This is a genomic window from Pseudomonas sp. TH39(2020) (assembly GCF_016650715.1).
In the GTDB taxonomy this organism is placed as follows: Bacteria; Pseudomonadota; Gammaproteobacteria; order Pseudomonadales; family Pseudomonadaceae; genus Aquipseudomonas; species Aquipseudomonas mandelii_C.
The window spans coordinates 488,425-514,653 of record NZ_JAEKFF010000007.1 but is presented as its reverse complement, the minus strand read 5'-3'; the positions used below and the strand labels follow the sequence as shown (position 1 = coordinate 514,653).

Genomic DNA, 26,229 nt, shown 5'->3' with positions numbered 1-26,229 from the left:
GCGGCGCAGGCTTGGGACAATTAACGCTGTGTTCAAAAATAACGTCCTGAATATCGTTGTTTTCATGCGTCTGTCGCCGATTATGCCGACTCCAGAAATGCATTCGGCGCTGTGTTCAACAGCGCCGTGTGTGATTACTTGATCAGGCCAACCCGCGAGAAATTCGGCAGGTGACTGAGTTTAGGTTCTGGCCAGCTCATCCAGACTGCGAAGGCCTTGCCGACGATATTCTTGTCGGGAACCATACCCAGCAGATCCTTGGGAATGCTCGGATCATCCCAGTAGCGACTGTCGTTCGAGTTGTCGCGGTTGTCGCCCATCATGAAGTAGTGCCCGGCAGGCACGGTCCACGAATGGTCCGGCGTTGCGCGGTACCGGCTCATTTCCTTGCGGATCAGGTGCTCGGCAACGCCGAGTTTTTCCTTGTAGAGCTCGGCGCTGCCCAACGTGCCCGGCTCGGAGCCGACCAGTTGTTCGGCAATCGACTCACCGTTGACGAACAGACGCTTGTCGGCGGTGTAACGAATCTGGTCACCCGGCAGGCCCACCACACGTTTAATGTAGTTGACGTTCGGATCGCTCGGGTAGCGGAACACCATCACATCACCGCGCTGTGGATCACCGACTTCGATGACTTTCTTGTCGATCACCGGCAAGCGGATCCCGTAAGAAAATTTGTTCACCAGAATGAAGTCGCCAACGTCCAGCGTCGGTTTCATCGAGCCGGAAGGAATCTGGAACGGTTCCACCAGGAACGAACGCAGTACCAGCACGATGAACAACACCGGGAAGAACGACTTGCCGTATTCGACCAGCAGCGGCTCTTTGTTCAGTTTCTCGACCACCACCCCGTCAGGCTGGCTGACGCTGCCCTGATAGGAGGCAATGGCGGCACGCCGACGCGGCGCCAGGAAAACCAGATCGAGCAACGCCAACAGGCCGCAGACGAACACGGCGATGACCAGCAACAGCGGGAAATTTAGTGACATAGGACCTAACTATCCAACCTGAGCACTGCAAGGAAGGCTTCTTGTGGAATTTCCACGTTACCGACTTGCTTCATGCGTTTCTTACCGGCCTTTTGCTTTTCCAGCAGTTTTTTCTTACGGCTAACGTCACCGCCGTAGCATTTGGCCAATACGTTCTTTCTGAGCGCCTTGACAGAGGTCCGCGCAATGATCTGCCCGCCAATGGCGGCCTGGATCGCGACGTCGAACATCTGGCGTGGAATCAGTTCTTTCATCTTCTCGGTCAACTGGCGACCTTTGTAGTGCGCGTTATCCTTGTGCACGATCAACGCCAGGGCGTCGACCTTGTCACCGTTGATCAGCACATCCAGTTTCACCAGATTAGCCGATTGATAACGATCGAAATGGTAATCCAGCGAAGCATAGCCACGGCTGGTGGATTTCAGACGGTCGAAGAAGTCCAGGACCACTTCGTTCATCGGCAAATCGTAGGTCACCTGGACCTGGGTACCGAGGAACAGCATGTCGTGCTGTACGCCACGCTTCTCGATGCACAAGGTAATGACGTTGCCCAGGTGCTCTTGCGGCACAAGAATATTGGCCCGCACGATCGGTTCGCGCATGTCTTCGATCGAGGACAGGTCTGGCAGCTTCGACGGGTTGTCGACGTAAATCGTTTCACCGGTTTTCAGCAGCAGCTCGAAAATTACCGTCGGCGCCGTGGTGATCAGGTCCAGGTCGTACTCGCGCTCCAGGCGCTCCTGGATGATTTCCATGTGCAGCATGCCGAGGAACCCGCAACGGAAGCCGAAGCCCAGGGCGTCGGAGCTTTCCGGGGTGTATTGCAGGGACGAGTCGTTAAGCGTGAGCTTTTGCAGGGCTTCACGGAAATCTTCGAAGTCGTCGGAGCTGACCGGGAACAGGCCGGCGTAAACCTGCGGCTGAATGCGTTTGAAGCCTGGCAGCACGTCGACGTCCGGCGTGGAGCTCAAGGTCAGGGTGTCACCGACCGGTGCACCGTGAATGTCCTTGATGCCGGCGATGATGAAGCCCACTTCGCCGGCCTTCAGGTCAACGGTGGCGGTGTGTTTCGGGTTGAAGACACCGACGCTGTCCACGAGGTGGATCTTGCCGGTGGACTTGACCAGGATCTTGTCGCCCTTCTTCACACGACCGTGGCGCACGCGAACCAGGGAAACAACGCCCAGGTAGTTGTCGAACCAGGAGTCGATGATCAGCGCTTGCAGCGGATCTTCATAGTTGCCGGTCGGCGCAGGAATGGTCTTGACCAGACGCTCGAGTACTTCGTCGACGCCCAGACCGGTCTTGGCACTGCACTCGACCGCATCGGTGGCATCGATGCCGATAATTTTTTCGATTTCTTCTTTCACGCGGTCCGGATCGGCCTGAGGCAGGTCGATCTTGTTCAGGACCGGCATCACTTCCAGGCCCTGCTCAATCGCGGTGTAGCAGTTGGCTACCGACTGCGCTTCAACGCCCTGACCGGCATCGACCACCAGCAACGCGCCTTCACAGGCCGCCAGCGACCGGCTGACTTCGTAGGTGAAGTCAACGTGGCCTGGGGTGTCAATGAAGTTCAGCTGGTACTTGATGCCATCGCGAGCGGTGTAATACAGGGTGACACTGTGGGCCTTGATGGTGATCCCGCGTTCACGTTCCAGGTCCATGGAGTCCAGAACCTGGGCTTCCATTTCGCGCTCGGCAAGGCCGCCACACATCTGGATGAAGCGATCGGCCAGCGTCGACTTGCCATGGTCAATGTGGGCGATGATGGAGAAATTGCGGATATGACTCAAATCACTCACGGATCAACACTCAAAAAGGCTGCAGGCATAGCCCGCCGAAAAATAGCCGGGAATTGTACCTGATCCACGGCGCAAGCGTCACGTTCGCAGGTCAGACGGCGCCTACAAAAACGCCCCGGTCTTGCGACAGGGGCGTTTTGAGTGACGTGCAAGGTCAGGAGAAACCCTGGATCAACCGGCCCGGCGCAACAACCAGACCCCGGACAAGGCACAAACACCCGCCGGAATAAGCACCGCAAACAGTGGCGAGAAACCGAAGACCAGGCTCGAAGGACCGAGCAAATCCTGAACGATACGGAAGGTGAAGCCCACCAGCACGCCAGTGAACACCCGCTGACCGAGGGTCACCGAGCGTAATGGACCGAAGATGAAGGAAATCGCCATCAGTACCAGAGCGGCGGTGACCAGCGGTTGCAACACCTTGACCCAAAATGCCAGCCAGTAACGACCATTGCTCAAGCCCTGGTCAGCCAGGTAGTGGATGTACCCCCACAGACCACTGATCGACAGCGAATCGGGCGACATCACCACGGTATCCAGCAGTTGCGGGCTCAGCGCCACGTTCCAGCGCTCGACCGGAGCGGTCACCACTTCGGTGTTCTTGTCATGGAATAACGTGGTCGTGACCTCGCTGAGCTGCCAGTGATCCTTGTCGAATTCGGCGCGCTTGGCGAAGCTCGAGGACAGCATGTGGCGCTGATCGTCGAAGCGATAACGGGTCACGCCATACAGCAAACCGTTTGGCTGCACGGAGTTGACGTGAATGAACTCGTCCCCCTGACGGTGCCACAGGCCATGCTTGGCGCTTTGCGCGTCGCCGCTGCCCTGGGCCAGGGAGCGATTGGCCTGAGCGGTGACTTCGGTGGCCGGCGCAACGTATTCGCCGATCAGCACACCTACCACCATCAGGATCAGCATTGGCTTCATGACCGCCCAGACGATGCGCCCGATCGACACGCCCGCAGCGCGCATGATGGTCAGCTCGCTGTGACTGGCCAGACTGCCGAGGCCGATCAGGCAACCGATCAGTGCAGCCATCGGCAACATGTCGTAAAGACGACGCGGCGCGGTCAGCAGGACATAACTCAACACGTCGACCAAGGTGTAGGTATCGCTGACCTCACTCATTTCATCGATGAACGCAAACAGCGTCGCCAGACCGAGAATGATCCCCAGTACCGCCAGAATAGCCACGAACACGCTGCTACCAATGTAGCGATCGAGCTTATCCACGAGCCACCTCCAGCGCGCTGCGACGACTCGCCCGCTTCAACTGCAAGGGTTCCCAATAGAGCAAGCCCAGGCCGATGGCCAGGAAGATTGCATGCACCCACCACAACCCCAGAGTTGGCGGGATTTTGCCCTTTTCAAGGGCGCCGCGAGCGGCAATCAGGATGGACAGGTAAGCCATATATAGAAGAATCGCCGGCAACAGCTTGAGGAAACGGCCCTGACGCGGATTGACCCGCGACAACGGCACCGCCATCAAGGTCACGATGAAGACCAGCAACGGCAAGGACAGACGCCATTGCAGCTCGGTACGCAAACGGATGTCGTCACTGTCCAGCAAGAATCTGGTGGTCATTGCGTCGCGGTCGGTCACTTCGTCACTGACGTCCGGCTTGGGCAGCAATACGCCGTACTCCTCGTACTTGATCGCCCGGTAGTCGGCCTGACCCGGATTGCCGTCATAGCGATAGCCGTTGTCGAGAATCAGGTAACGGTTACCGTCGGGGCGAATTTCCTGACGGCCCTTCTCGGCCACCAGCACGGAAATCCCGCGATCCTTGTTATCGGAATTGACGTTCTTCTGCGAAATGAACACGCCGCCGAGGTTGATGCGGTCGTCTGACAGCGTTTCGGTGTAGGTCACCCGTGTCCCGTCACGCAGGGCCTGGAAGCGGCCTGGCTCGAGGGTGTCGAACTCGGTCAGGGCATCCTGCTTGTTCAGCAGCAACTGGAACTGATTGGCGCCTTGTGGCGCCAGGCTCAGGCTCAGCCATGCCACCACCAGTGCGACCAGGGTGGCTGGAAAAAGGGTCATGGCAAACAGACGCTGCTGGCTCATGCCGGTGGCAGACAGCACCGTCATTTCGCTTTCAAGGTACAGGCGACCGTAGGCCAGCAGGATGCCGAGAAACAGGCCCAGAGGCAAAATCAACTGCAGGAAACCCGGCAGACGAAAGCCCATGATCAGGAACAGCGAACCCGGATCCAGGAGGCCAGAGGCTGCCTGGGCGAGGTACTTGATGAAGCGACCGCTCATGATGATGACCAGCAGCACAGCGCTGACGGCGCTCAAGGTCAACAGGACTTCGCGGGATAGGTAACGGAAGACGATCAAACCAGACACTCCAGGGTTGTCAGGCTAAGGCGGCCAAACAAGCAAACGTATCAGACGGCCCGCAGGGCAGAGCCGCCGAAAAAGTTGGCGCATTATCCTGTGATTGGGTGCGCCTGTCACTGCGCACGCTCAAGCAGGCGGTTAAAGCGTTGAAGATCGTACAACCGAGGGTTGTCAGGCTCGGGGCACGAGGTTCAAACTGCGGCCTTTGTCGCGGGCCGTGACCTGCGTCTTTCTATTTATAAGCAAGCTCGAACGCATGCCGTCGAGCTCTTGCGTGTTGACCATTAATTCAGGGACCCGGACATGGAACTGGTTGTAAAAAGCGTTAGCCCAGAAACGTTGAAAACCGCCACTCTGGTGGTCGCCATCGGCGAAGGCCGCAAGCTCGGCGCCGTCGCCAAACAACTCGACGAACTGAGCGGTGGCGCCATCAGCGCTGTGCTCAAGCGCGGCGACCTGGCTGGCAAAGTCGGTCAGAGTCTGTTGCTGCACAGCCTGCCGAACCTCAAGGCCGAACGCGTGCTGCTGGTGGGCGTGGGCAAAGACGAAGAGCTGGGTGACCGCCCATTCCGCAAGATCATTGCCGGCATCCTCAACACCCTTAAAGGCCTGGGCGGCAGCGACGCAGTGCTGGCCCTGGACGAAGTCGTGGTCAAAGGCCGTGACAGCTACGGCAAGACCCGCCTGCTGGCCGAAACCCTGGTGGACGGCGAATACACGTTCGACCAGTTCAAAAGCCAGAAAGCCGAGCCTCGCACCCTGAAGAAAGTCACCCTGGTGACCATCAAGGCTGCACAGGCTGAAGTCGAGCGCGCCGTGGCCCACGCCACCGCTATCGCCAACGGCATGGCGTTTACCCGCAACCTGGGCAACCTGCCGCCGAACATCTGCCACCCGACGTTCCTCGGTGAGCAAGCGAAGAACCTGGGCAAAGAATTCAAGAGCCTGAAAGTCGAAGTCCTTGATGAGAAGAAGATCAAGGACCTGGGCATGGGCTCGTTCTACGCCGTGGGCCAGGGCAGCGCCCAGCCACCGCGCCTGATCGTCATGCAATACAACGGCGGCAAGAAATCCGAGAAGCCGTATGCACTGGTCGGCAAAGGCATCACCTTTGACACTGGCGGCATCAGCCTGAAACCGGGCGCCGGCATGGATGAAATGAAGTACGACATGGGCGGCGCTGCCAGTGTATTCGGCACCCTGCGCGCCGTGCTCGAGCTGAAACTGCCGATCAACCTGGTGTGCATCCTGGCCTGCGCCGAGAACATGCCGAGCGGCAACGCTTCGCGTCCTGGCGACATCGTCACCACCATGAGCGGCCAGACCGTGGAAATCCTCAACACCGACGCCGAAGGCCGTCTGGTGCTGTGCGACGCCCTGACCTACTCCGAGCGCTTCAAGCCGCAAGCAGTGATCGACATCGCCACCCTGACCGGCGCTTGCGTCGTTGCGCTGGGTTCCCACACGTCGGGCCTGCTGGGCAACAACGACGAACTGATCGACCAACTGCTGAGCGCTGGCCAATCGGCTGACGACCGCGCCTGGCAACTGCCGTTGTTCGATGAGTACCAGGAACAGCTGGACAGCCCGTTCGCCGACATCGCCAACATCGGTGGTCCGAAAGCAGGCACCATCACCGCGGCCTGCTTCCTGTCGCGCTTCACCAAGAACCTCAACTGGGCGCACCTGGACATCGCCGGCACGGCCTGGACCAGCGGCGGCAAGGATAAGGGCGCCACTGGCCGTCCGGTTCCATTGCTGACCCAATACCTGCTGGACCGCGCCAAAGCCTGAAACCGATGAACCTGGGCGGCGTCACTTTCCGGTGACGCCGTTCAAGGCTCAGGAACCGCAATGACCAAAGTCGACTTCTATATCCTGCCCAGCGCCGATCCTTCAGCGCGGCTGGATTTTGCCTGCAAGCTCACCGAGAAAGCCTGGCGCATGGGCCACCGCATCTATCTGCATTGCAGCGATGCTGCCCAGCGTGACGATCTCGATGCGCGTTTGTGGACCTTCAAGGGCGAAAGCTTCGTGCCCCACGGCCCCGCTGAAAATGAGCCGGACGGTTTGATTGTGTTGGGCCTTGGCGATGACTGCGGTTCGCATCAGGACCTGCTGGTCAATCTCGCCCTGAAAGTCCCGGCATTCGCCAACAAGTTCGCCCGTGTGGCGGAAGTGGTGGTGGAAGATCCGACCATTCGTACGGCTGCGCGGGAGAGTTTCCGTTTCTACCGCGAACAGGGCTATCCTCTGCAAGATCACCGTTTACAGCGACTCTGAGCATTCCGATGGACACTCCAAAACCGCTGCAAAAGTCCGCGCACCTGCTGGATGACCTTGAGTCGATCCGTCAATTGCTCGGCGATGACAACCTGCAACCACCCTTGCTCACCGACACGGTCGAGGAAGGTGATCAGGAACAGATTCCGATGCTGTTCGATACGGTCGGCGCCAGCCCGCCAATTCTCGAACCGGCGCCACCCGCCCCTGCAGCCCCTGCTGCCCAACCGGCACCCGCCGCCAGCAAGGGCCCCGACGACCTGCTGCACCTGGATGGCGAACTGCGCGCCGCCGCGCAATTGATCATGCAAGACGTGATCGACGACTTCGCCCCGCACATCGAAACCGAAATCAAACGCCGCCTCAGCGCGCGAATGGAACGGTTGTTGAGTCAGTACGAATAAAACACCAATCCCTGTGGGAGCGAGCCTGCTCGCGATAGCATCACCTCGGTTTCCTGATAGACCGCGGCGCCTGCATCGCGAGCAGGCTCGCTCCCACATTTGATTCGCGCCGTTATTGAGACTGCGCCCTGTCTGCACCCGCTCGCCCTGCGCCCGATGCCCCGCTATACTTGCCGGCTTTTCCTGAATAAATGCCAATAGGGTCCCGCCGCGCATGGATAAGACCTACCAGCCGCACGCCATTGAAACTTCCTGGTACAACACCTGGGAGTCAGAGAATTACTTCGCCCCGCAAGGCGCGGGCGAGTCCTACACCATCATGATCCCGCCGCCAAACGTCACCGGCAGCCTGCACATGGGTCACGGCTTCAACAACGCGATCATGGACGCCCTGATCCGTTTCCGCCGCATGCAGGGTCGCAACACCTTGTGGCAGCCGGGTACCGACCACGCCGGTATCGCCACGCAAATGCTGGTGGAGCGTCAACTCGAAGCCCAGGGCCAGAATCGTCACGATCTGGGCCGTGAGAAATTCCTCGAGAAAGTCTGGGAATGGAAGGATCAGTCCGGCGGTAACATCAGCCGTCAGATCCGCCGTCTCGGCTCGTCCGTGGACTGGGGCCGTGAGCGCTTCACCATGGACGACGGCCTCTCGGAAGCCGTGAAAGAAGCCTTTGTGCGCCTGCACGAAGACGGCCTGATCTACCGCGGCAAGCGCCTGGTCAACTGGGACACCAAGTTGCACACGGCGATTTCCGACCTCGAAGTGGAAAACCACGACGAGAAAGGTTTCCTGTGGAACCTGAAATACCCACTGGCCGATGGCGCCAAAACCGCTGAAGGCAACGATTACCTGATCGTCGCGACCACTCGCCCGGAAACCATGCTCGGCGACGCCGCCGTAGCGGTTAACCCGAACGATGAACGCTACCAAGCCCTGATCGGCAAATTCGTCGAGCTGCCGCTGGTCGGCCGCCGCATTCCGATCATCGCCGACGATTACTGCGACCCTGAATTCGGCACCGGCTGCGTGAAAATCACCCCGGCTCACGATTTCAACGACTACGAAGTCGGCAAGCGCCACAACCTGCCGCTGCTGAACATCTTCGACAAGAACGCCGCTGTATTGCCGGCCTGTCAGGTGTTCAACCTCGACGGCACCCTGAACGAAAGCATCGACGGCAAGATTCCGGCCGAGTACGCCGGTCTGGACCGCTTCGAAGCCCGTAAGCAAATCGTTGCCGCGTTTGATGCTGCCGGCCTCTTGGTCAGCGTCAACGATCACGCGCTGAAAGTGCCGAAAGGTGACCGTTCCGGCACCATTATCGAGCCGTGGCTGACCGACCAGTGGTACGTGTCGACCAAGCCATTGGCCGAGCCAGCCATCGCAGCCGTTGAAGACGGCCGCATCGCGTTCGTGCCGAAACAGTACGAAAACATGTACTTCTCGTGGATGCGCGACATCCAGGACTGGTGCATCAGCCGTCAGCTGTGGTGGGGCCACCGGATTCCGGCCTGGTACGACGAGTCAGGCAAAGTCTACGTCGGTCGCGACGAAGCCGAAGTACGTGCCAAGCACAACCTCGGCCCGGACGTTGCGCTGCAACAGGACAATGACGTTCTCGACACCTGGTTCAGTTCGGGTCTGTGGACCTTCTCCACGCTCGGCTGGCCTGAGCAGACCGAGTTCCTGAAGAAATTCCACTCCACCGATGTGCTGGTGACCGGTTTCGACATCATTTTCTTCTGGGTTGCCCGGATGATCATGCTCACCATGCACTTGGTGAAGAACGAAGACGGTACGCCGCAGGTTCCGTTCAAGACCGTTTACGTCCATGGCCTGGTGCGTGATGGCCAGGGCCAGAAGATGTCCAAGTCCAAGGGCAACGTCCTGGACCCGCTGGACATCATCGACGGCATCGAGCTCGAAGACCTGGTGCAGAAACGCACCTCCGGCATGATGCAGCCGAAACTGGCGAAGAAGATCGAGAAGCAGACCCGCGACGAGTTCGCCGACGGCATCGCCAGCTACGGCACCGACGCCCTGCGCTTCACCTTCTGCTCGCTGGCGTCCACCGGTCGCGACATCAAGTTCGACATGGGCCGCGTCGAGGGCTATCGCAACTTCTGCAACAAGATCTGGAACGCCGCGCGCTACGTACTGGACAAGGGCGAAGACTGCGGTCAGAACGGCGAAGCTTACGAGCTGTCGCTGGCGGATCGCTGGATCATTTCGCAGCTGCAACGCACCGAAGCCGAAGTGACCCGTCAACTCGATCAGTTCCGCTTCGACCTGGCTGCACAAGCCTTGTACGAGTTCATCTGGAACCAGTATTGCGACTGGTACCTGGAACTCTCCAAGCCTGTGCTGTGGGACGAAAATGCACCGGTCGAACGTCAGCGCGGCACCCGCCGCACGCTGGTTCGGGTATTGGAAGTCGCGCTGCGTCTGGCGCATCCGTTCATGCCGTTCATCACCGAAGAAATCTGGCAGCGCATCGCGCCGCTGGCTGGTATCGAAGGCAAGACGATCATGCTGCAACCGTGGCCAGTGGCCAATGAAGAGCGCATCGATCCGGCTGCCGAGAACGACATCGAGTGGCTTAAAGGCCTGATGCTCGGCACGCGTAACATCCGTGGCGAAATGAACATTGGTCCGGGCAAGCCGCTGAACCTGTTCCTGAAAAACGTCAGCGCCGAAGATCAGCGTCGTCTCACCGAGAACGAAGCCCTGCTGAAGAAGCTGGCTCGCCTCGAATCGATCACCGTATTGGCTGCTGGCGAAGAAGCACCGCTGTCCGCCACCGCACTGGTCGGCGAGATGGAAGTGCTGGTGCCAATGGCCGGCCTGATCGACAAAGATGCTGAGCTGGCGCGTCTGGACAAGGAAATCCTGCGTCTGCAGGGCGAAGTTCAGCGCGTGGGCGGCAAGCTGTCTAACGCCGGTTTCGTCGACAAGGCCCCGGCCGAAGTCATCGAGAAGGAACGCGCCAAACTGGCTGAAGCTGAGCAGGCTTTGGGCAAGTTGGCCGAGCAACATGCGCGGATTGCCAGCCTGTAACGGCAAATCGCAATGAAAAGGGGGGCCCGAAACGGCCTCCTTTTTTGTGCCCATCACTTTCCCCCTACACCACAAATCCCTTGTGGGATTGTGCTGTTTGTCACAATTGGGTTCACAACGGCTGGATGTGGGACAATGCCCCCACTTTCAGCCATACCCGAATCGACCACGCCCATGAACGCCCCCCGCACACCCCGCCCTGCGCGCAAAAAGCCTGATTCCGCCACCCCGGCCAAAGCCGTGGAGCCCCGCGAGAAGGCCAGCCTGCATCCGCGCAACCGCCATCAGGGTCGTTACGACTTCCCGGCGCTGATCAAAACCACGCCGGAACTGGCGAAGTTCGTGATCATCAATCCGTACGGCAAAGAAAGTATCGACTTCGCCAGCCCGGACGCAGTGCGGGTGTTCAACCGTGCGTTGCTCAAGTCGTTCTACGGCGTCGCCCATTGGGACATCCCGGCCGATTACCTCTGCCCTCCAGTTCCGGGGCGTGCCGATTACGTGCACTTCCTGGCCGACCTGCTGGCCAGCGTCAACGACGGCGAGATCCCCCGCGGCGCGCCGGTCAAGGTGCTCGATATTGGCATGGGCGCCAACTGCGTTTATCCGTTGATCGGCTACAGCGACTACCGCTGGCACTTCCTTGGCTCGGAAATCGACCCGACGGCCGTGGCCGCCGCGAAAGCCATCGTGCAGTCCAACGGACTGAACAAAGCCATTCAGTTACGCCTGCAAAGCAATCCCAAGCACATTCTGCTGGGCCTGCTCGAACCCGGCGAACGCTTTGACCTGACCATGTGCAACCCGCCGTTCCACGCCTCGATGGACGAAGCGACCAAGGGCAGCGAGCGTAAATGGCGCGCGCTGGGCCGTGCCGATCCAAAACGCAAACTGCCAGTGCTGAACTTTGGCGGTCAATCGGCAGAATTGTGGTGTGAAGGTGGCGAAGCACGGTTTGTGACGCAACTGATCGCCGAGAGCGCGCATTTCCAACACAAAGTGCTTTGGTTCAGCACCTTGGTCTCGAAAGCCTCCAACCTGCCGGCGATCCAGACGGCGCTGAAAAAGGCTGGCGTACTGGAAAGCCAGGTCGTGGAAATGTCTCAGGGGCAGAAGCAAAGCCGCTTCGTCGCCTGGACCTTCCAGACCAAATCCGAGCAGCAGGTCTGGCGTGAGCGCTGGGTAAAGAAAAGCTGAGTAACTGACCGACGCAGATCAACTGTGGGAGCGAGCCTGCTCGCGAAGGCGATTTATCAGTCACATCAATATTGACTGTTAGATAGCTTTCGCGAGCAGGCTCGCTCCCACATTGGTTTAGCGGCGTATGTGGTAAATCGCAGACACAAAAAAGCCGTGCCCGGATTACTCCGGAGCACGGCTTTTTTTTACTGCGTCTTACTTGTTAACAGCGTCGGTCAGGCCTTTGGCCACAACCAGCTTGATAACTTTCTTGGCAGCGATTTCGATGGCAGCGCCAGTCGAAGGGTTGCGGCCGGTACGGGCAGGACGCTCAGTCACTTTCAGTTTGCCGATACCTGGCAGAGTGATTTCGCCGCCGTTTTCCAGCTGATCGGCAACGATTTGGCCCAGTTGGTCCAGAGCGTTACGCGCGGTGGTTTTTGGCGCGTCGATAGCTTCAGCGATGTCGGCGATCAGTTGGTCTTTAGTAAGAGCCATGTAGTGTTCCTTCCCTATCAAATTCATATGGATTGCAGAGTGCAGTGTCAGCCATCGAGCCCGATCTTCTGGATCTGGCACCCTCGGCCATAACCGCGACGAGTCGGGGTTATAGATACCGAAATCAGGGTTTGGTTCGACCTGACAAATGCTGAATGCACGCTTAACGCAGTGACTTCGCGTAAGACCGGGCAAAACTAGCACAGAGACGGGGAAATATCCGCCTCTAGCTACCCATTTGGTCAGCTTTATTGCTCTAAAACTGTAAAAAACAGCATAAGCGCCACCGGACACCTGCGAATTGCCCTTCGTGCCGCGCCAAAACCAGTGGTTGCGGTACACTTGGCACTTTTTGGGGGAGCACGCCCTCCTCTCTTCAATCAGCCGAGAAGCCCATGCCGATCCGTCATTGCATCGTCCACCTGATCGACAAAAAACCCGACGGCACACCTGCAGTTCTCCACGCTCGCGATTCCGAACTGGCCGAGTCGAGCGCCATCGAGTACATGCTTGCCGACCTCAATGAGAGCTACAACGCCAAACAAGGCAAGGCCTGGGGTTTCTTCCATGCCGAGTCCGGGGCGCATCCGTTCAGCGGCTGGCTGAAGGAATACCTCGATGGCGGCAAGGATTTCACAGCGTTCAGCCGGGTGGCGGTGGAACACTTGCAAAAGCTGATGGAGGAATCAAACCTCTCTGTGGGCGGCCACGTGCTGTTTGCGCATTATCAGCAAGGCATGACCGACTACCTGGCGATCGCCCTGCTACACCACAGTGAAGGCGTTGCAGTGACCGATCAGCTGGACGTGACCCCGTCCCGGCACCTGGACCTCGGTCAACTGCACCTGGCAGCACGGATCAACGTGTCCGAGTGGCAGAACAACAAGCAGTCCAAGCAGTACATTTCGTTCATCAAAGGCAAGAACGGCAAAAAGGTTTCGGAGTATTTCCGCGACTTCATCGGCTGCCAGGAAGGCGTCGACGGCCCCGGCGAAACCCGCACCCTGCTCAAGGCCTTCAGTGACTTCGTCGAAAGCGAAGACCTGCCGGAAGAGTCCGCCCGCGAGAAGACCAAGACCCTGGTGGATTACGCCAGCAGCCAGGCAAAATTGGGTGAACCCATGGGACTGGAAGAACTCTCGGAGCTGATCGACGAAGAGCGCCCGAAAGCCTTTTACGATCACATCCGCAACAAAGACTACGGCCTGTCGCCAGAGATCCCGGCCGATAAACGGACCCTCAACCAGTTCCGCCGCTTCACCGGTCGCGCCGAAGGCCTGTCAATCAGCTTCGAAGCGCACTTGCTGGGCTCGAAGATCGAATACGACGAAGAAGCCGGCACGCTCATCATCAAAGGTCTGCCGACCCAGCTCACCGATCAGCTCAAGCGACGTAACTGATGCTCGGCGGCGTACTGAAAAAATTCCTGCTGATCCTGCTGGTGGTCGTGGTCTACCAGAACTGGGGCAAGATCGAGCGGGTGTTCCATCCGGCGCAAGTGGTGTCCGAGCAGACTCAGGCCAAGGCCAACGTCGTGCTCTATGCCACCGAATGGTGCGGTTACTGCAAACTGACCCGGCGCTTTCTCGATCAGAAGGGCATTCCGTACAAGGAGTTCGATATTGAGAAGGATGCCGAGGCGCGCAAGGCCTACGAGGCGCTGGGTGGCGGCGGGATTCCGATTATTGATGTGAATGGGACATTGATTCGCGGGTATGACCCGGACGCCATTCTCGCCGCGTTGAAATAACCCAGACATGAAAACGCCCGGCTTTGCCGGGCGTTTTTTGTTCAGCATTTATAGGGCTTCAATGCGAAACCCGAATCGCGGAAAGTGCACATGCACCACGCCGCCCCGCTCGTCTTCACGACGCAAAATCAATTCTTCACTGCCCGCAAACAGCAACTCACCCGCCACCGGGTCAACGCCGTAATCGATGGCGGCAATGGCCACCTGCTGGCCAGCCTCAAAACCATTCGGCTCGTCGAATTGCTCATCCGGTAATGCGGTCGGTGTGGCATTGCGCGCAACCTCCAGCGCCTCCTCGGAGGTCATCTCGCTGAACGCGCCATGCCCGAAGCCCAACACGCGCCCCAGCCATGCCGAAACCGCTGGATAAGCATCGACCAACGGTGAAGTGACGGGCGTAGCCTTGAGGAACCACAGCGGATGGGCCAGGGCGAAGTCGGCAATCGACGGCTCGCCGAACAGGAAATCGCCCTGTTCGCGCTGAAGCTGTTGCTCCAGTCGCGTCATGATAGTCGGCCATTGATGCCGGGCTTGTTCAGCCGACAACCGTGTGGCGCTGCCACCGCTGAACAACTCCGCGCGATCGGCAATGAATGCCTTGATCGCTTCCGACGGCATATTGCCGAAGCGCACGGCGATCGATTCCGGTTGAAACACCAGGCTGACCGCGTGCTGGAACACCACCGAATCCGCCCATGCGGCGAAGGTCACGGCGATCATTTCCTGACCTTCCGGGAAGAACGCCGGCAAGGCTTTTTCCTGTTCCAGACGGCGGGCCATCAGCGACGTGTCGCAATAGATATCCGCGCCTATCTGCAACACCGGCGTCTTGCGGTAGCCGCCGGTCAGCGCGGTCAGGTCGGGTTTTGGCATCACCGGCGAGATCTTCACCGAGCGCCAGGACAGCCCCTTGAAGCCCAGCAGCAAGCGGGCCTTTTCAGAAAAAGGGGACGTCGGGTAATGATGAAGAATCAACTCGGACATGCTCGGCTCCGGCGCACGGATAGGGAATCCGCAGCTTAGCGCGCATTCCATGCGCAGCCCACCGATCTGCCTGATGGGCACTTATCAGTCAGATTGATAAGCCCGCAGCGGCACTCGCCACCAAGCATTCCTTGGCGCTTTTCTTGAGTTTTTTGATCAGCCGTTCCTGACGCAGCGCTTCGCTTTTATCGCGACAGGCTTCGGTGTAGACCAATGCCACGGCAGGGCTGGAGAGAAAAAAGCGCGCGCCCTTGCCACTCTGGTGGGTGGCGAAGCGGCGCACGGGATCATCGCTGATCCCGCAGTAGAGCGAACCATTGGCCGCGCGAACGAGGTAGACGAACCAGGGTTTGCTGACAGGCAGCGATGGTTCGGCGGCAATGACGGAAGATTCGCTGGCAGTGTTCACGTGACGATCAAGGCTTGAAAGGAAACAAGCCGCGATCTTATCAGCGACTGGCCTGGAATGCCTTCAGCCCCTTCAAGGCTTGCGCGCGCACGGCGTTTCTCACCGCCGGCGTCCAGCCCAACAACAACCCTTTGAAACCCAGCGCCTGTCGGGACCAGGCCCACAGATCGAAGCTGTCGTGATGCTCGCAAATCTTGCCGTCGCGAAAAACGAAGCGTGCCTGAATGTCGTTGACCACGGTGTTGCCGGTTTGGCTGAACAGGTACGTCGCCACCCAATGGGCGCCGCCCGTGCGCTCATCGCTGCGCACGTTATCGAACGTCAGGGAAAAATCCTTGGCCCGAGTGGTGAGCATCCGCCACATGTCGCCTGCATCGCGTCCGTGCAATTGGCCGAACGCAGGATCACTGAACACCACGTCGTCGGTATAGCAGGCGCTCATGGCCTCGGCATCCAGCCGCTGGAAGGCTTGGTAGAACTGGGTGATCAATGCGTTGTGGGCATCACTCATGGACAGGCTCCCTCTGGATGTGCAAATAGATGCGCAAAGTGGTGTCGAAAGATTGCCTGCACGATAGTCAACAAAGGCGCGAAACACTATCGGCATTCGTGAGCCGAATATCGACAGTGTGCGGGTGTCAGACCTTTTCGCTTTCGACCTGGACGTACAGCGAACGTCCAGCGCCCAGGCCGGCGATGATCGCCCCGAGGCCGATGATGCCGAAAATCCAGCCCAAGGCGTTCCAGCCGCCGGTCCAGTCATGCACGATGCCGACCGCGAACGGCCCCATGGACGCCAAGGTGTAGCCGAAGCCCTGGGCCATGCTCGACAGGTTCGCTGCCACGTGCGCATCCCGCGAACGCAGCACGATCAGGGTCAACGCCAGACTGAACGCACCGCCCTGCCCCAGACCCAGCAGGATCGCCCAGCCCCACAAGCCTTCGATCGGTGCGTAAAGACAACCGAACAGGCCGCCAAGGGTCAGCAGCATGACGATGACGATCGCCAGACGCTGATCCTTGCCACGCGTCGCCAGCCATGGCGCCGCCAGTGAACTCGCCAACTGAACAATGACCGAGCCTGACAGCACCAGACCCGCCTGGGTCGGCGTCAGGCCGCGACCGATCAGGATCGACGGCAACCAGCCGAACACGATGTAGGCCAGAGAAGATTGCAGCCCCATGTAGAGCGTCACTTGCCAGGCCAGTGGATCACGCAACAGGCCGCGAACCCGATACGCGACGTTGTGCGCGCCGTGTTTCTGCCCGACTTGTGGCAACCAGAAAATCGCCGCGACCAATGCCGGAACCACCCAGAAGCCGAGGCCCAAGGCCCAGCTCTTGTCGAAATGCTCGCTCAACGGCACGGTCGCGCCCGCCGCCATCGCCGCCCCCAGGCACAAGGCCATGGTGTAGACGCCGGTCATGGTACCCGCGTGTTTCGCAAAGTCGCGTTTAACGATGCCAGGCAGCAACACGCCGATCACGCCGATGCTCGCGCCGGCCAGCACACTGCCGGCAAACAGGCCGATCTCACCGAACGAACTGCGCAGGATGATCCCGCCGGCCAACATCAAGAGAATGCCCAGCACCACTCGCTCGGCGCCGAAACATCGGGCCAGCACGGGCGCCAGCGGTGCAAACAAGCCGAGGCACAGCACCGGCAACGTCGTCAGCAAACCGGCCTGGGCTGCCGACAGACCGAGGGTTTTCGACACCTCGCTGAGCATCGGCGCCATGCTCGATAGCGCCGGGCGCAGGTTCAGCGCCACCAGAATCAGGCCCAGCAACAGCAGCCACGGCCGTCGCAGGATCGGGTGACTTTGCTGGACCTGTTCGTCATCCGCCTCGGCGTCAATCAGCAGCTCTTCGAGCTCCGCCGTGCGCTTGGCTTGGGGGATGCTGCTTTTGTTGACCTGCTGGCTGGACATGGGGTTCTCGGTTTCAAGGTTCATTGATCAACTGCCTCGACAGGGCTTTGGCCCGTTCCGGGTCGCGTTGCTCGACGGCATCAAGCAGTTCGATATGGAGGTCGAACACCTCTTGGCGTCGGGGGAAATGTTCAGGGTCTCGCGCAACTGCGCACCGATGACGCTGGAAAAATAGCGATACAGCTCGCTGAGGGTCGGGTTGTGTGCGGCATCAACCAAGCGGCGGTGGAACACCAGATCGCAGGCGATATACGTGTCGAGATCGCCGTGGTAGTGACTGCCGCTGACGCCCAACGCCTCGCGCAATGCCACCAGGTCTTCGTCGGTACGACGCAACGCGGCGAGACCGATGGCCTCGACTTCCAGAATGTGCCGTGTTTCCCGGGCTTGCTCATGGGAGCAGCGGGACAACGCCTTCATGGTGTCGAGAGGATCGACCACTGCCCGCAGATAGCTGCCGTCGCCCTGACGGATTTCGATCAACCCGGAAAACGCCAATACGCGCATGGCTTCACGCACGGTGTTGCGGCTGATGCCCAACTCGGCGGACAGCTCGGGTTCGGTGGGTAAACGCTGGCCGACCGTCCAGATGCCTTCGGTGATGCGTAGGCGTAATTGGTCCAACGCTTGGTCGACCAAAGATCGTTTAACTAATGGAGAAATGTCTGACATGGAATTCGCCCTTTCATCCAATCATAGGATGAATTTTCTGACATGTTAGTCAGCTACATGTAGGACGGCAACAGCCTACGGTCAAGGAGAGGGAAATGGAGCGGGATTTTCGATTAGTCAAAATTACCCTTTAAGGGTATTTTTAGAGACAGGGCAAGCGGCTTCTTATGGAAAAGAACACACCTCACTACGACTTGACCGTGGTCAAGTCGGAGGTCATCAGATTAGGGACAAAGGCATTTACCGGCGCTGCACGGGAAGGCGGTCGACGACTTGATTTAAGTCTTGCCCAAATGCTGCAAATCGTCTGTTCGCTGGAAAACAGAATGCTGCACAAATCGATGACGACCTTTGCCGACCATCGCATTTGGCAGGACGTTTATTACATGAAGACTCACGGCCTGGAGATTTACATCAAAGTGACCTACCGCCCCGGTGGTGGACCTCCCGTAATCTCCTTCAAGGAGAAAGACGCATGAATGGAAAGCAATGTTTCAGCTGCGGTACTCATGAAGGGCTGCAGCCCTTCGATGGGCGCAGCTTCACCATCGACTTCAAACAGATGTCACGTCAGGTAGGCGATATTTCAGGCTACGAGTGCCGAGTTTGCGGCGAAATCGAATTCGATGACAACAGCGCAGAGCGCTACTCCCAGGCAAGCGATCAACTGCTGCTCGATTGCCGTCAACTTATGGCCACCGAGATGAAGCGTATTCGTCGCAAGTTGAAACTCTCGCAGAAGGAAGCGGTAAAGTTGCTTTCGGGTGGCGGCCACAACGCATTTTCCCGATATGAGCGTGCTGAACTGGCACCGCCTCAACCGTTATTTATGCTGATGCGCCTGCTTGATCGGCATCCAGAGTTACTTGACGATGTGCGAGTACTTCGCGAAGGTGCAGACTTGCAAAGTCTATTGGCAAACCTCGATCAGTTACACCAATCCGCGCTCGCATCCTGACCACAAACCCCAGACAAAAATAAACCCGGAACACTGTCCGGGTTTATTTCACTGCCAAGCGCCAATCAATGCAGGATTTGGCTCAAGAACAGCTTGGTCCGCTCATTCTGCGGGTTATCGAAGAAGTCGTTCGGCGCAGCCTGTTCGACGATTTCGCCCTTGTCCATGAAGATCACGCGGTTGGCCACGGTGCGGGCGAAGCCCATTTCGTGGGTCACGCAGAGCATGGTCATGCCGTCTTCAGCCAGGCCGATCATGGTGTCCAGAACCTCTTTCACCATCTCCGGGTCGAGTGCCGAGGTCGGTTCGTCGAACAGCATGATTTTCGGTTTCATGCACAGGGCGCGGGCAATCGCCACACGCTGTTGCTGACCGCCGGACAGTTGCCCCGGGAATTTATGCGCCTGCTCCGGAATGCGGACGCGTTCCAGGTAATGCATGGCGATTTCTTCGGCCTTGCGCTTGGGCATCTTGCGTACCCACATCGGTGCCAGCGTGCAGTTCTGCAGGATGGTCAGGTGCGGGAACAGGTTGAAGTGCTGGAACACCATGCCGACTTCACGGCGTACCGATTCGATCTGCTTGAGGTCGTTGGTCAGCTCCACGCCATCGACCACGATGCGACCCTGCTGGTGTTCTTCCAGACGGTTGAGGCAACGAATGGTGGTGGATTTGCCGGAACCCGACGGGCCGCACAGGACGATACGTTCGCCCTGCTTAACGTTCAGGTTGATGTCTTTCAACACGTGGAACTGGCCGTACCACTTGTTCACGCCCTGCATCTGAATAATGCCTTCAGGGCTCACAGGCTTTTTGATTGCTTCGCTCATTACAGAACTCCTAACGCTTGTGGCCAGTGTCGAGCTTGCGTTCCAGATGCATGGAATAGCGCGACATACCAAAACAGAAAATCCAGAACACCAGGGCCGCGAACACATAGCCTTCGGTGGCCATGCCCAACCATTTCGGGTCGGCGGCGGCTTGTTTGACGCTGTTGAGCAGGTCGAACAGACCGATGATGATCACCAGGCTCGTGTCCTTGAACAGCGCAATGAAGGTGTTGACGATGCCGGGGATCACCAGCTTCAGGGCTTGCGGCAGAATCACCAGGCCCATGCTGCGCCAGTAGCCGAGGCCCATCGCGGCAGCCGCTTCGTACTGACCTTTGGGAATCGCTTGCAGACCACCGCGCACCACTTCGGCGACGTACGCCGACTGGAACAGGATCACGCCGATCAGTGCCCGCAGCAATTTGTCGAAGTTCATGCCTTCAGGCAGGAACAGCGGCAGCATCACCGAGGACATGAACAGCACCGTGATCAACGGTACGCCGCGCCAGAATTCAATGAAGGTCACGCAGACCACCCGAATCGCCGGCATGTTCGAACGACGGCCCAGCGCCAGGACGATACCCAGCGGCAACGCACCGGCAATACCGACAGTGGCGATCACCAGGGTCAGCATCAAACCGCCCCATTGGCTGGTCGCCACGGTGCTCAGACCGAAGAGGCCGCCCTGCAACAGGAAGTAGGCAATGATCGGGTACAGCACCAGGAAGCTCAGCCCGTATACCGCTTTACGGTGAAAGCGCGAGATAAACAACGGTGCCACGCCGATGACCGCCAACCACACGGTCAGGTCCACGCGCCAGCGCAGGTCTGTCGGGTAGTAGCCGTACATGAACTGGCCGAAGCGCTGCTGGATGAACACCCAGCAGGCGCCCGCCTTCGTGCAGTCGGCGCGCGTGGTGCCGACCCAGTTGGCATCGAGGATCGCCCAGCTCAGGATCGGCGGCACCACCAGGTAGATCAGGTAGAACGCGAACAGGGTCAGCAGGGTATTGAGCCAGCTGGAGAACATGTTCGCGCGCATCCACGCCACGACACCGATACTGCGGTTCGGGGGCGGCATGTCAGGTTTGAAAGTATGAGTCGTCATGCGCTTTTCCTTACCGCTCGATCAGCGCAATGCGCTTGTTGTACCAGTTCATCAGCAGGGAAATGCTGATACTGATCGCCAGGTACACGCTCATGGTGATGGCAATCACCTCGATCGCCTGTCCGGTCTGGTTTAGCACCGTACCGGCAAACAACGACACCATCTCCGGATAACCGATACCGGCCGCCAGCGAGGAGTTCTTCGCCAGGTTCAGGTATTGGCTGGTCAGCGGTGGAATGATCACGCGCAGGGCTTGCGGGATGATCACCTTGCGCAGGGTCGGACCGTTGCGCAAACCCAACGAGTGCGCCGCTTCGGTCTGGCCGTGGCTGACCGACTTGATGCCCGAACGCACGATCTCGGCGATGAACGCCGCGGTGTACACCGTCAGGGCCAGGGTCAGCGCCAGCAGTTCCGGGATCAGCACCCAGCCACCGACGAAGTTGAAGCCTTGCAGCTTCGGCATTTCCCAGTGCAGCGGCGCGCCGAAGATCAATGCGCACAGCGCAGGGATCACCAGGAACAGCGCCAGACCCACCCAGAACTTGTGAAACGGCACACCGGTCGCTTCGAAGCGTTTGGTTGCCCAGCGGCTCATCAGCACGATGGCGACAATGGCCACGACGACGCTGACCACAAACGGCCAGAAACCATCCGCCGTCAACGCGGCCGGCATGTTCAGGCCGCGACTGCTGACAAAGAAGGTATCGCCGAAGTTATGGCTGTTGCGTGGCCCCGGCATGGTCAGGAACACCGCGAAGTACCAGAACAGGATTTGCAGCAGCGGCGGAATGTTGCGGAAGACTTCCACATAAACAGTCGCCAGCTTGCTGATGATCCAGTTCTTCGACAGCCGTGACACGCCGACGATGAACCCGAGGATCGTCGCCAGGATCACGCCGATGAAGGTCACCAGCAGCGTGTTGAGCAGGCCGATGACAAACACCCGGGCATAGCTGTCCGATTCGGTGTAGTCGATCAGGTGTTGAGCGATGCCGAAACCGGCACTGCGCTCCAGAAAGCTGAAGCCGGAGGTAATGCCCCGGTGTTGAAGGTTGGTCTGCGTGTTGTCGAACAGATACCAGCCCATCGAGACCACCGCCACAATGGTGATGATCTGAAATAGCCACGCACGCACTTTTGGATCGCTGAGGCTGAGCCTCTGCTTTGGTGCGCCGATTGAATTTTGCATGAAGTGCCCCGCAAATAATGGAACAGAACATCACCCGGTGGTTGGCCCACCGGGTGATAGAACCATCAGCGCACTGGTGGTGCGTATTGAATGCCGCCGTTGTTCCACAGAGCGTTCAGCCCGCGGTCGATGGCCAGTGGAGTGCCCTTGCCGAGGTTTTTCTCGAACACTTCACCGTAGTTACCCACTTGCTTGACGATCTGCACGACCCAGTCTTTCTTCACTTTCAGGTCTTTGCCGTATTCACCGTCAGCGCCCAGCAGACGAGCAACGTCCGGGTTCTTGGTGGCTTTGGCTTCAGCTTCAACGTTTTTCTGAGTGATACCCATTTCTTCAGCGTTGAGCATCGCGAACAGGGTCCACTTGACGATGCTGAACCACTCTTCGTCGCCTTTACGCACGACCGGGCCCAGAGGCTCCTTGGAGATGGTTTCCGGCAGAACGACATAGTCGGTCGGGGTCGCCAGCTTGCTGCGTTGTGCGTAGAGCTGGGATTTGTCGGAGGTCAGCACGTCGCAACGACCGGATTCCAGCGACTTGGCGCTTTCATCGGAGGTGTCGAAGGTGATCGGGGTGTATTTCAGACCGTTACCGCGGAAGTAGTCGGAAACGTTCAGCTCGGTCGTGGTACCGGCTTGAATGCAGATGGTGGCGCCGTCGAGCTCTTTTGCGCTCTTCACGCCCAGCTTGTTGTTCACCAGGAAGCCGATGCCGTCGTAGTACGTCACGCCAGCAAACACCAGACCCATGCCCGAATCGCGGGAGCTGGTCCAGGTGGTATTACGCGACAGCACGTCGATTTCGCCGGACTGCAGCGCGGTGAAACGCTCTTTGGCGTTCAACTGGCTGAATTTGACCTTGGTCGCGTCGCCGAATACGGCAGCGGCCACAGCGCGGCAGACATCAGCATCGATACCGATGATCTTGCCAGTCGAATCCGGTACCGAGAAGCCAGGCAGACCGTCACTGACGCCGCACTGTACGAAACCTTTCTTCTGCACTGCATCCAGGGTTGCACCCGCCTGAGCGAACCCACTGACACCGAGTACTGCGGCTGCAGTCACGATAGCCAGGGTGGATTTCAACATCTTCATTCAAACCTCCAGTTTTGCTCTTGTTGTGTCGGAGCTTGAGTCCTGTCGCACCCTTATGAGGCGTAGTCGACCCGTGTTGGCTTTTTTTAGGGTCAACCGACGTAGGACCTGCGCTATGAGTCTAGTAGGAGAAAATCCACATCATGGACAACTCACTTCTCACCAATCGGCCGAACGGGCTGTAGCCCTTTCACGTTCGCGAAGCCCGTAGCGGCCACTGGCGAACATCCATCACCGGATTCTTTGCTATCCCACCGCCAGCAGTACACTGATAGTGTTACCGCAAGGCGCGAGATGGGTTGCACCGTTTCCCCATAGCAAAGCCCGTACCAGACCGCTCGCTGAAGCGATTGCGCGACAGGTCAATAGCAAAACTTGTAGCCTTGCGACATCTTCTTAACTGATCAACCAGGCGCGCACTCAGATCACGCACCCAATGAGAGCGCCTGCACAACATTGGAGCAACCATGACCGAGCCCTTGATTCTTCAACCCGTCAAGCCCGCAGACGCCTGCGTTATCTGGCTGCACGGCCTGGGCGCCGACCGCTACGACTTCCTGCCGGTGGCCGAAGCGCTGCAGGAAACCCTGCTGACCACCCGCTTCGTTCTCCCTCAGGCACCGACCTGCGCCGTGACCATCAACGGTGGTTACGAGATGCCGAGCTGGTACGACATATTGGCCATGAGCCCGGCGCGCGCGATCAACCGCGAGCAGCTGGAAGAGTCGGCGCAGAGGATCGTCAATTTGATCGAAGTGGAGCGAGCCATCGGAATAGACGCCTCGCGGATATTTTTGGCAGGTTTTTCCCAAGGTGGCGCGGTGGCATTACACACCGCGTTTCTGAAATGGCAGGGGCCGTTGGGTGGCGTACTTGCCCTCTCGACCTATGCACCGACCTTCAGCGATGAACTGGAGCTTTCCGCCAGCCAGCAGCGCATTCCCGTGCTGTCTTTACACGGCCAGTACGATGACGTTGTTCAAAACTCCATGGGCCGCACCGCTTACGAGTATTTAAAGCAGCATGGTGTCACCGTGACATGGCAGGAATACCCAATGGGTCACGAAGTGTTACCCGAGGAGATTCGCGACATTGGGGTCTGGCTCGCCGAGCGCTTGCGTTAACGGTTTATGTGAAAAGCAGCCCATTGATCCATCCCACTACGCCGCGCCCGATTCTTGCATTACACTGGCCGGCGTATATTCCTTAACCAATCGATGAGATGACCGTGCTCAAAGCACTCAAGAAAATGTTCGGTAAAAGCGAGACTGAGCAGCTCGCGCCAGTCTCCAGCGCTCCGTCTCACCATCCCAGCCACCGCACCGACGGTAATCAGTCTGGCCGGACCGCAACCGTAGCGGTACCGAAGCACGAGCCGATGACCACACCGGCCGTCCAACCCGTTGAGGCTCAAGCCTCTGAAGAACCAAGCAGCGAAGCTGCAAAACCTGCCCGACCGCGTCGCGAACCCAAGCCAAAAGCACCGGTTATCCCCTGGAAACTCGAAGACTTCGCCGTCGAACCCCAGGAAGGCAAAACCCGTTTTCACGATTTCAAACTCGCCCCCGAACTGATGCACGCCATCCAGGACCTGGGCTTCCCGTATTGCACGCCGATTCAGGCACAAGTCCTCGGCTTCACCCTGGCCGGCAAAGATGCCATTGGCCGCGCCCAGACCGGCACCGGCAAAACCGCAGCGTTCCTGATTTCGATCATCACTCAGTTGCTGGAAACCCCACCGCCGAAAGAGCGCTACATGGGCGAGCCGCGGGCGCTGATCATTGCGCCGACCCGTGAACTGGTGGTGCAGATCGCCAAGGACGCGGCCGACCTGACCAAATACACCGGCCTCAACGTCATGACGTTCGTCGGCGGCATGGACTTCGACAAGCAGCTCAAGCACCTCGAAGCCCGTCATTGCGACATCCTCGTGGCCACCCCGGGTCGTCTGCTGGATTTCAACCAGCGCGGCGACGTGCACCTGGACATGGTCGAAGTCATGGTCCTGGACGAAGCCGACCGGATGCTCGACATGGGTTTCATCCCACAAGTGCGTCAGATCATTCGCCAGACTCCGCCGAAGAACGAGCGCCAGACGCTGTTGTTCTCCGCGACCTTCACCGAAGACGTGATGAACCTGGCCAAGCAATGGACCACCGACCCGTCGATCGTCGAGATCGAGTCGCAGAACGTGGCCAGCGAAAATGTCGAGCAACACATCTACGCCGTCGCCGGTGCCGACAAATACAAACTGCTCTACAACCTGGTCAACGACAACGGTTGGGAGCGGGTGATGGTGTTTGCCAACCGCAAGGATGAAGTGCGGCGCATCGAAGAACGCCTGGTGCGTGACGGCGTCAATGCCGCGCAACTGTCCGGCGACGTGCCGCAGCACAAGCGCATCAAGACTCTGGAAGGTTTCCGCGAAGGCAAGATCCGCGTCCTGGTTGCCACCGATGTGGCCGGTCGCGGCATTCACATCGACGGTATCAGCCACGTGATCAACTTCACCCTGCCGGAAGTCCCGGACGACTACGTGCACCGCATCGGCCGTACCGGTCGTGCCGGCGCCGATGGTGTGTCCATCAGTTTTGCCGGTGAAGACGATTCCTACCAGCTACCGTCCATCGAGGCGCTGCTGGGTCGCAAGATCAGCTGCGAAACGCCACCGACGCATCTGCTGCGGGCGGTTGAGCGCAAGCGCCCGTAACGCGGGTCGCACCAAAAGAGGCGCA

At 58.9% G+C, this 26,229-nt stretch carries 24 protein-coding genes and 1 pseudogene; 11 read left to right on the top strand and 14 right to left on the bottom strand.

Translation table 11 applies throughout. From position 1 onward, the window contains the following. Window positions 1-134: 134 nt before the first annotated feature. The 4 genes from lepB to lptF all read right to left on the bottom strand — a co-directional run bounded on the left by lepB (window position 135) and on the right by lptF (window position 5,138). Window positions 135-989: a signal peptidase I gene (gene lepB / locus JFU47_RS22795; RefSeq protein ID WP_140677781.1), complete on the bottom strand. Its 855-nt coding sequence runs from the start codon at window positions 987-989 to the stop codon at window positions 135-137. Window positions 990-994: 5 nt separating this feature from the next. After that, on the bottom strand, window positions 995-2,794 hold the full coding sequence (gene lepA / locus JFU47_RS22790) for a translation elongation factor 4 (RefSeq protein WP_008151572.1): 1,800 nt from the start codon (window positions 2,792-2,794) through the stop codon (window positions 995-997). 171 nt (window positions 2,795-2,965) lie between these two features. Next, a complete protein-coding gene (lptG, locus tag JFU47_RS22785) occupies window positions 2,966-4,027 on the bottom strand; it encodes an LPS export ABC transporter permease LptG (RefSeq protein ID WP_201185837.1) in 1,062 nt (353 codons plus the stop codon). Further along, window positions 4,020-5,138 carry an LPS export ABC transporter permease LptF gene (lptF, locus tag JFU47_RS22780; RefSeq protein ID WP_201185836.1) on the bottom strand — a complete coding sequence of 373 codons (1,119 nt, stop codon included), beginning with the start codon at window positions 5,136-5,138 and terminating at the stop codon, window positions 4,020-4,022. Before lptF ends, lptG begins: the two co-directional genes overlap by 8 nt. 306 nt (window positions 5,139-5,444) lie before the next feature. Here lptF and JFU47_RS22775 point away from each other — a divergent pair, with 306 nt between their 5' ends. The 5 genes from JFU47_RS22775 (at window position 5,445) to rlmF (ending at window position 12,086) form a co-directional block, all read left to right on the top strand. Continuing rightward, the gene (locus JFU47_RS22775; RefSeq protein WP_201185835.1) at window positions 5,445-6,935 is read left to right on the top strand and encodes a leucyl aminopeptidase; all 1,491 of its coding nucleotides are present in this window, start codon (window positions 5,445-5,447) and stop codon (window positions 6,933-6,935) included. A gap of 60 nt (window positions 6,936-6,995) precedes the next feature. After that, entirely contained in the window at window positions 6,996-7,424 is a 429-nt protein-coding gene (locus JFU47_RS22770) for a DNA polymerase III subunit chi (RefSeq protein WP_201185833.1), read from the top strand. Between the two features lie 8 nt (window positions 7,425-7,432). Next, complete coding sequence (locus JFU47_RS22765) at window positions 7,433-7,828, top strand: DNA polymerase III subunit chi (protein ID WP_123365724.1); 396 nt, start codon at window positions 7,433-7,435, stop codon at window positions 7,826-7,828. A gap of 214 nt (window positions 7,829-8,042) precedes the next feature. Continuing rightward, a complete protein-coding gene (locus JFU47_RS22760) occupies window positions 8,043-10,889 on the top strand; it encodes a valine--tRNA ligase (RefSeq protein WP_201185831.1) in 2,847 nt (948 codons plus the stop codon). Between the two features lie 174 nt (window positions 10,890-11,063). Then, window positions 11,064-12,086 carry a 23S rRNA (adenine(1618)-N(6))-methyltransferase RlmF gene (gene rlmF / locus JFU47_RS22755; RefSeq protein WP_111451350.1) on the top strand — a complete coding sequence of 341 codons (1,023 nt, stop codon included), beginning with the start codon at window positions 11,064-11,066 and terminating at the stop codon, window positions 12,084-12,086. Window positions 12,087-12,284: 198 nt separating this feature from the next. On the opposite strand, the gene JFU47_RS22750 is transcribed toward rlmF, so the two are convergent. Next, the gene (locus JFU47_RS22750; protein WP_007905514.1) at window positions 12,285-12,566 is read right to left on the bottom strand and encodes an HU family DNA-binding protein; all 282 of its coding nucleotides are present in this window, start codon (window positions 12,564-12,566) and stop codon (window positions 12,285-12,287) included. Between the two features lie 395 nt (window positions 12,567-12,961). Here JFU47_RS22750 and yejK point away from each other — a divergent pair, with 395 nt between their 5' ends. Beyond that, window positions 12,962-13,966, top strand: coding sequence for a nucleoid-associated protein YejK (gene yejK, locus JFU47_RS22745; protein ID WP_008147593.1), 1,005 nt, complete (start codon window positions 12,962-12,964; stop codon window positions 13,964-13,966). Continuing rightward, the gene (locus JFU47_RS22740; RefSeq protein WP_201185824.1) at window positions 13,966-14,316 is read left to right on the top strand and encodes a glutaredoxin family protein; all 351 of its coding nucleotides are present in this window, start codon (window positions 13,966-13,968) and stop codon (window positions 14,314-14,316) included. Before yejK ends, JFU47_RS22740 begins: the two co-directional genes overlap by 1 nt. 48 nt (window positions 14,317-14,364) lie before the next feature. Here the strand turns inward: JFU47_RS22740 and JFU47_RS22735 are convergent, their stop codons facing one another. The 5 genes and pseudogenes from JFU47_RS22735 to JFU47_RS22715 all read right to left on the bottom strand — a co-directional run bounded on the left by JFU47_RS22735 (window position 14,365) and on the right by JFU47_RS22715 (window position 18,312). Beyond that, entirely contained in the window at window positions 14,365-15,300 is a 936-nt protein-coding gene (locus JFU47_RS22735) for a glutathione S-transferase family protein (protein ID WP_201185822.1), read from the bottom strand. Between the two features lie 88 nt (window positions 15,301-15,388). Further along, window positions 15,389-15,709 (bottom strand): GIY-YIG nuclease family protein, encoded by a 321-nt coding sequence (locus JFU47_RS22730; RefSeq protein WP_140677796.1) that lies wholly within the window; start codon window positions 15,707-15,709, stop codon window positions 15,389-15,391. Between the two features lie 40 nt (window positions 15,710-15,749). Further along, window positions 15,750-16,220 carry a nuclear transport factor 2 family protein gene (locus tag JFU47_RS22725; RefSeq protein ID WP_201185820.1) on the bottom strand — a complete coding sequence of 157 codons (471 nt, stop codon included), beginning with the start codon at window positions 16,218-16,220 and terminating at the stop codon, window positions 15,750-15,752. Between the two features lie 127 nt (window positions 16,221-16,347). Then, window positions 16,348-17,664 carry a CynX/NimT family MFS transporter gene (locus JFU47_RS22720; protein WP_201185818.1) on the bottom strand — a complete coding sequence of 439 codons (1,317 nt, stop codon included), beginning with the start codon at window positions 17,662-17,664 and terminating at the stop codon, window positions 16,348-16,350. After that, window positions 17,654-18,312: pseudogene (locus JFU47_RS22715) on the bottom strand (FadR/GntR family transcriptional regulator). The gene JFU47_RS22720 and the pseudogene JFU47_RS22715 overlap by 11 nt, the downstream one beginning before the upstream one ends. A gap of 167 nt (window positions 18,313-18,479) precedes the next feature. On the opposite strand from JFU47_RS22715, the gene JFU47_RS22710 reads away from it, so the two are divergent. Then, complete coding sequence (locus JFU47_RS22710; RefSeq protein WP_201185816.1) at window positions 18,480-18,791, top strand: type II toxin-antitoxin system MqsR family toxin; 312 nt, start codon at window positions 18,480-18,482, stop codon at window positions 18,789-18,791. Beyond that, a complete protein-coding gene (locus JFU47_RS22705; RefSeq protein ID WP_201185814.1) occupies window positions 18,788-19,270 on the top strand; it encodes a type II toxin-antitoxin system MqsA family antitoxin in 483 nt (160 codons plus the stop codon). The genes JFU47_RS22710 and JFU47_RS22705 overlap by 4 nt, the downstream gene beginning before the upstream one ends. A gap of 65 nt (window positions 19,271-19,335) precedes the next feature. On the opposite strand, the gene JFU47_RS22700 is transcribed toward JFU47_RS22705, so the two are convergent. The 4 genes from JFU47_RS22700 to JFU47_RS22685 all read right to left on the bottom strand — a co-directional run bounded on the left by JFU47_RS22700 (window position 19,336) and on the right by JFU47_RS22685 (window position 23,494). Next, window positions 19,336-20,100, bottom strand: coding sequence for an amino acid ABC transporter ATP-binding protein (locus JFU47_RS22700; RefSeq protein WP_008147575.1), 765 nt, complete (start codon window positions 20,098-20,100; stop codon window positions 19,336-19,338). 10 nt (window positions 20,101-20,110) lie between these two features. After that, entirely contained in the window at window positions 20,111-21,208 is a 1,098-nt protein-coding gene (locus JFU47_RS22695; RefSeq protein ID WP_201185812.1) for an amino acid ABC transporter permease, read from the bottom strand. A 10-nt stretch (window positions 21,209-21,218) separates the two neighbouring features. Continuing rightward, window positions 21,219-22,400: an amino acid ABC transporter permease gene (locus JFU47_RS22690; protein WP_140677809.1), complete on the bottom strand. Its 1,182-nt coding sequence runs from the start codon at window positions 22,398-22,400 to the stop codon at window positions 21,219-21,221. A gap of 65 nt (window positions 22,401-22,465) precedes the next feature. Next, window positions 22,466-23,494 carry an amino acid ABC transporter substrate-binding protein gene (locus JFU47_RS22685; protein WP_123365710.1) on the bottom strand — a complete coding sequence of 343 codons (1,029 nt, stop codon included), beginning with the start codon at window positions 23,492-23,494 and terminating at the stop codon, window positions 22,466-22,468. A gap of 467 nt (window positions 23,495-23,961) precedes the next feature. Here JFU47_RS22685 and JFU47_RS22680 point away from each other — a divergent pair, with 467 nt between their 5' ends. Together JFU47_RS22680 and rhlB are read left to right on the top strand one after the other, a co-directional pair. Continuing rightward, entirely contained in the window at window positions 23,962-24,618 is a 657-nt protein-coding gene (locus JFU47_RS22680; RefSeq protein ID WP_008147566.1) for an alpha/beta hydrolase, read from the top strand. A 98-nt stretch (window positions 24,619-24,716) separates the two neighbouring features. After that, window positions 24,717-26,204 (top strand): ATP-dependent RNA helicase RhlB, encoded by a 1,488-nt coding sequence (gene rhlB, locus JFU47_RS22675; RefSeq protein WP_095130527.1) that lies wholly within the window; start codon window positions 24,717-24,719, stop codon window positions 26,202-26,204. Window positions 26,205-26,229: the final 25 nt, after the last annotated feature.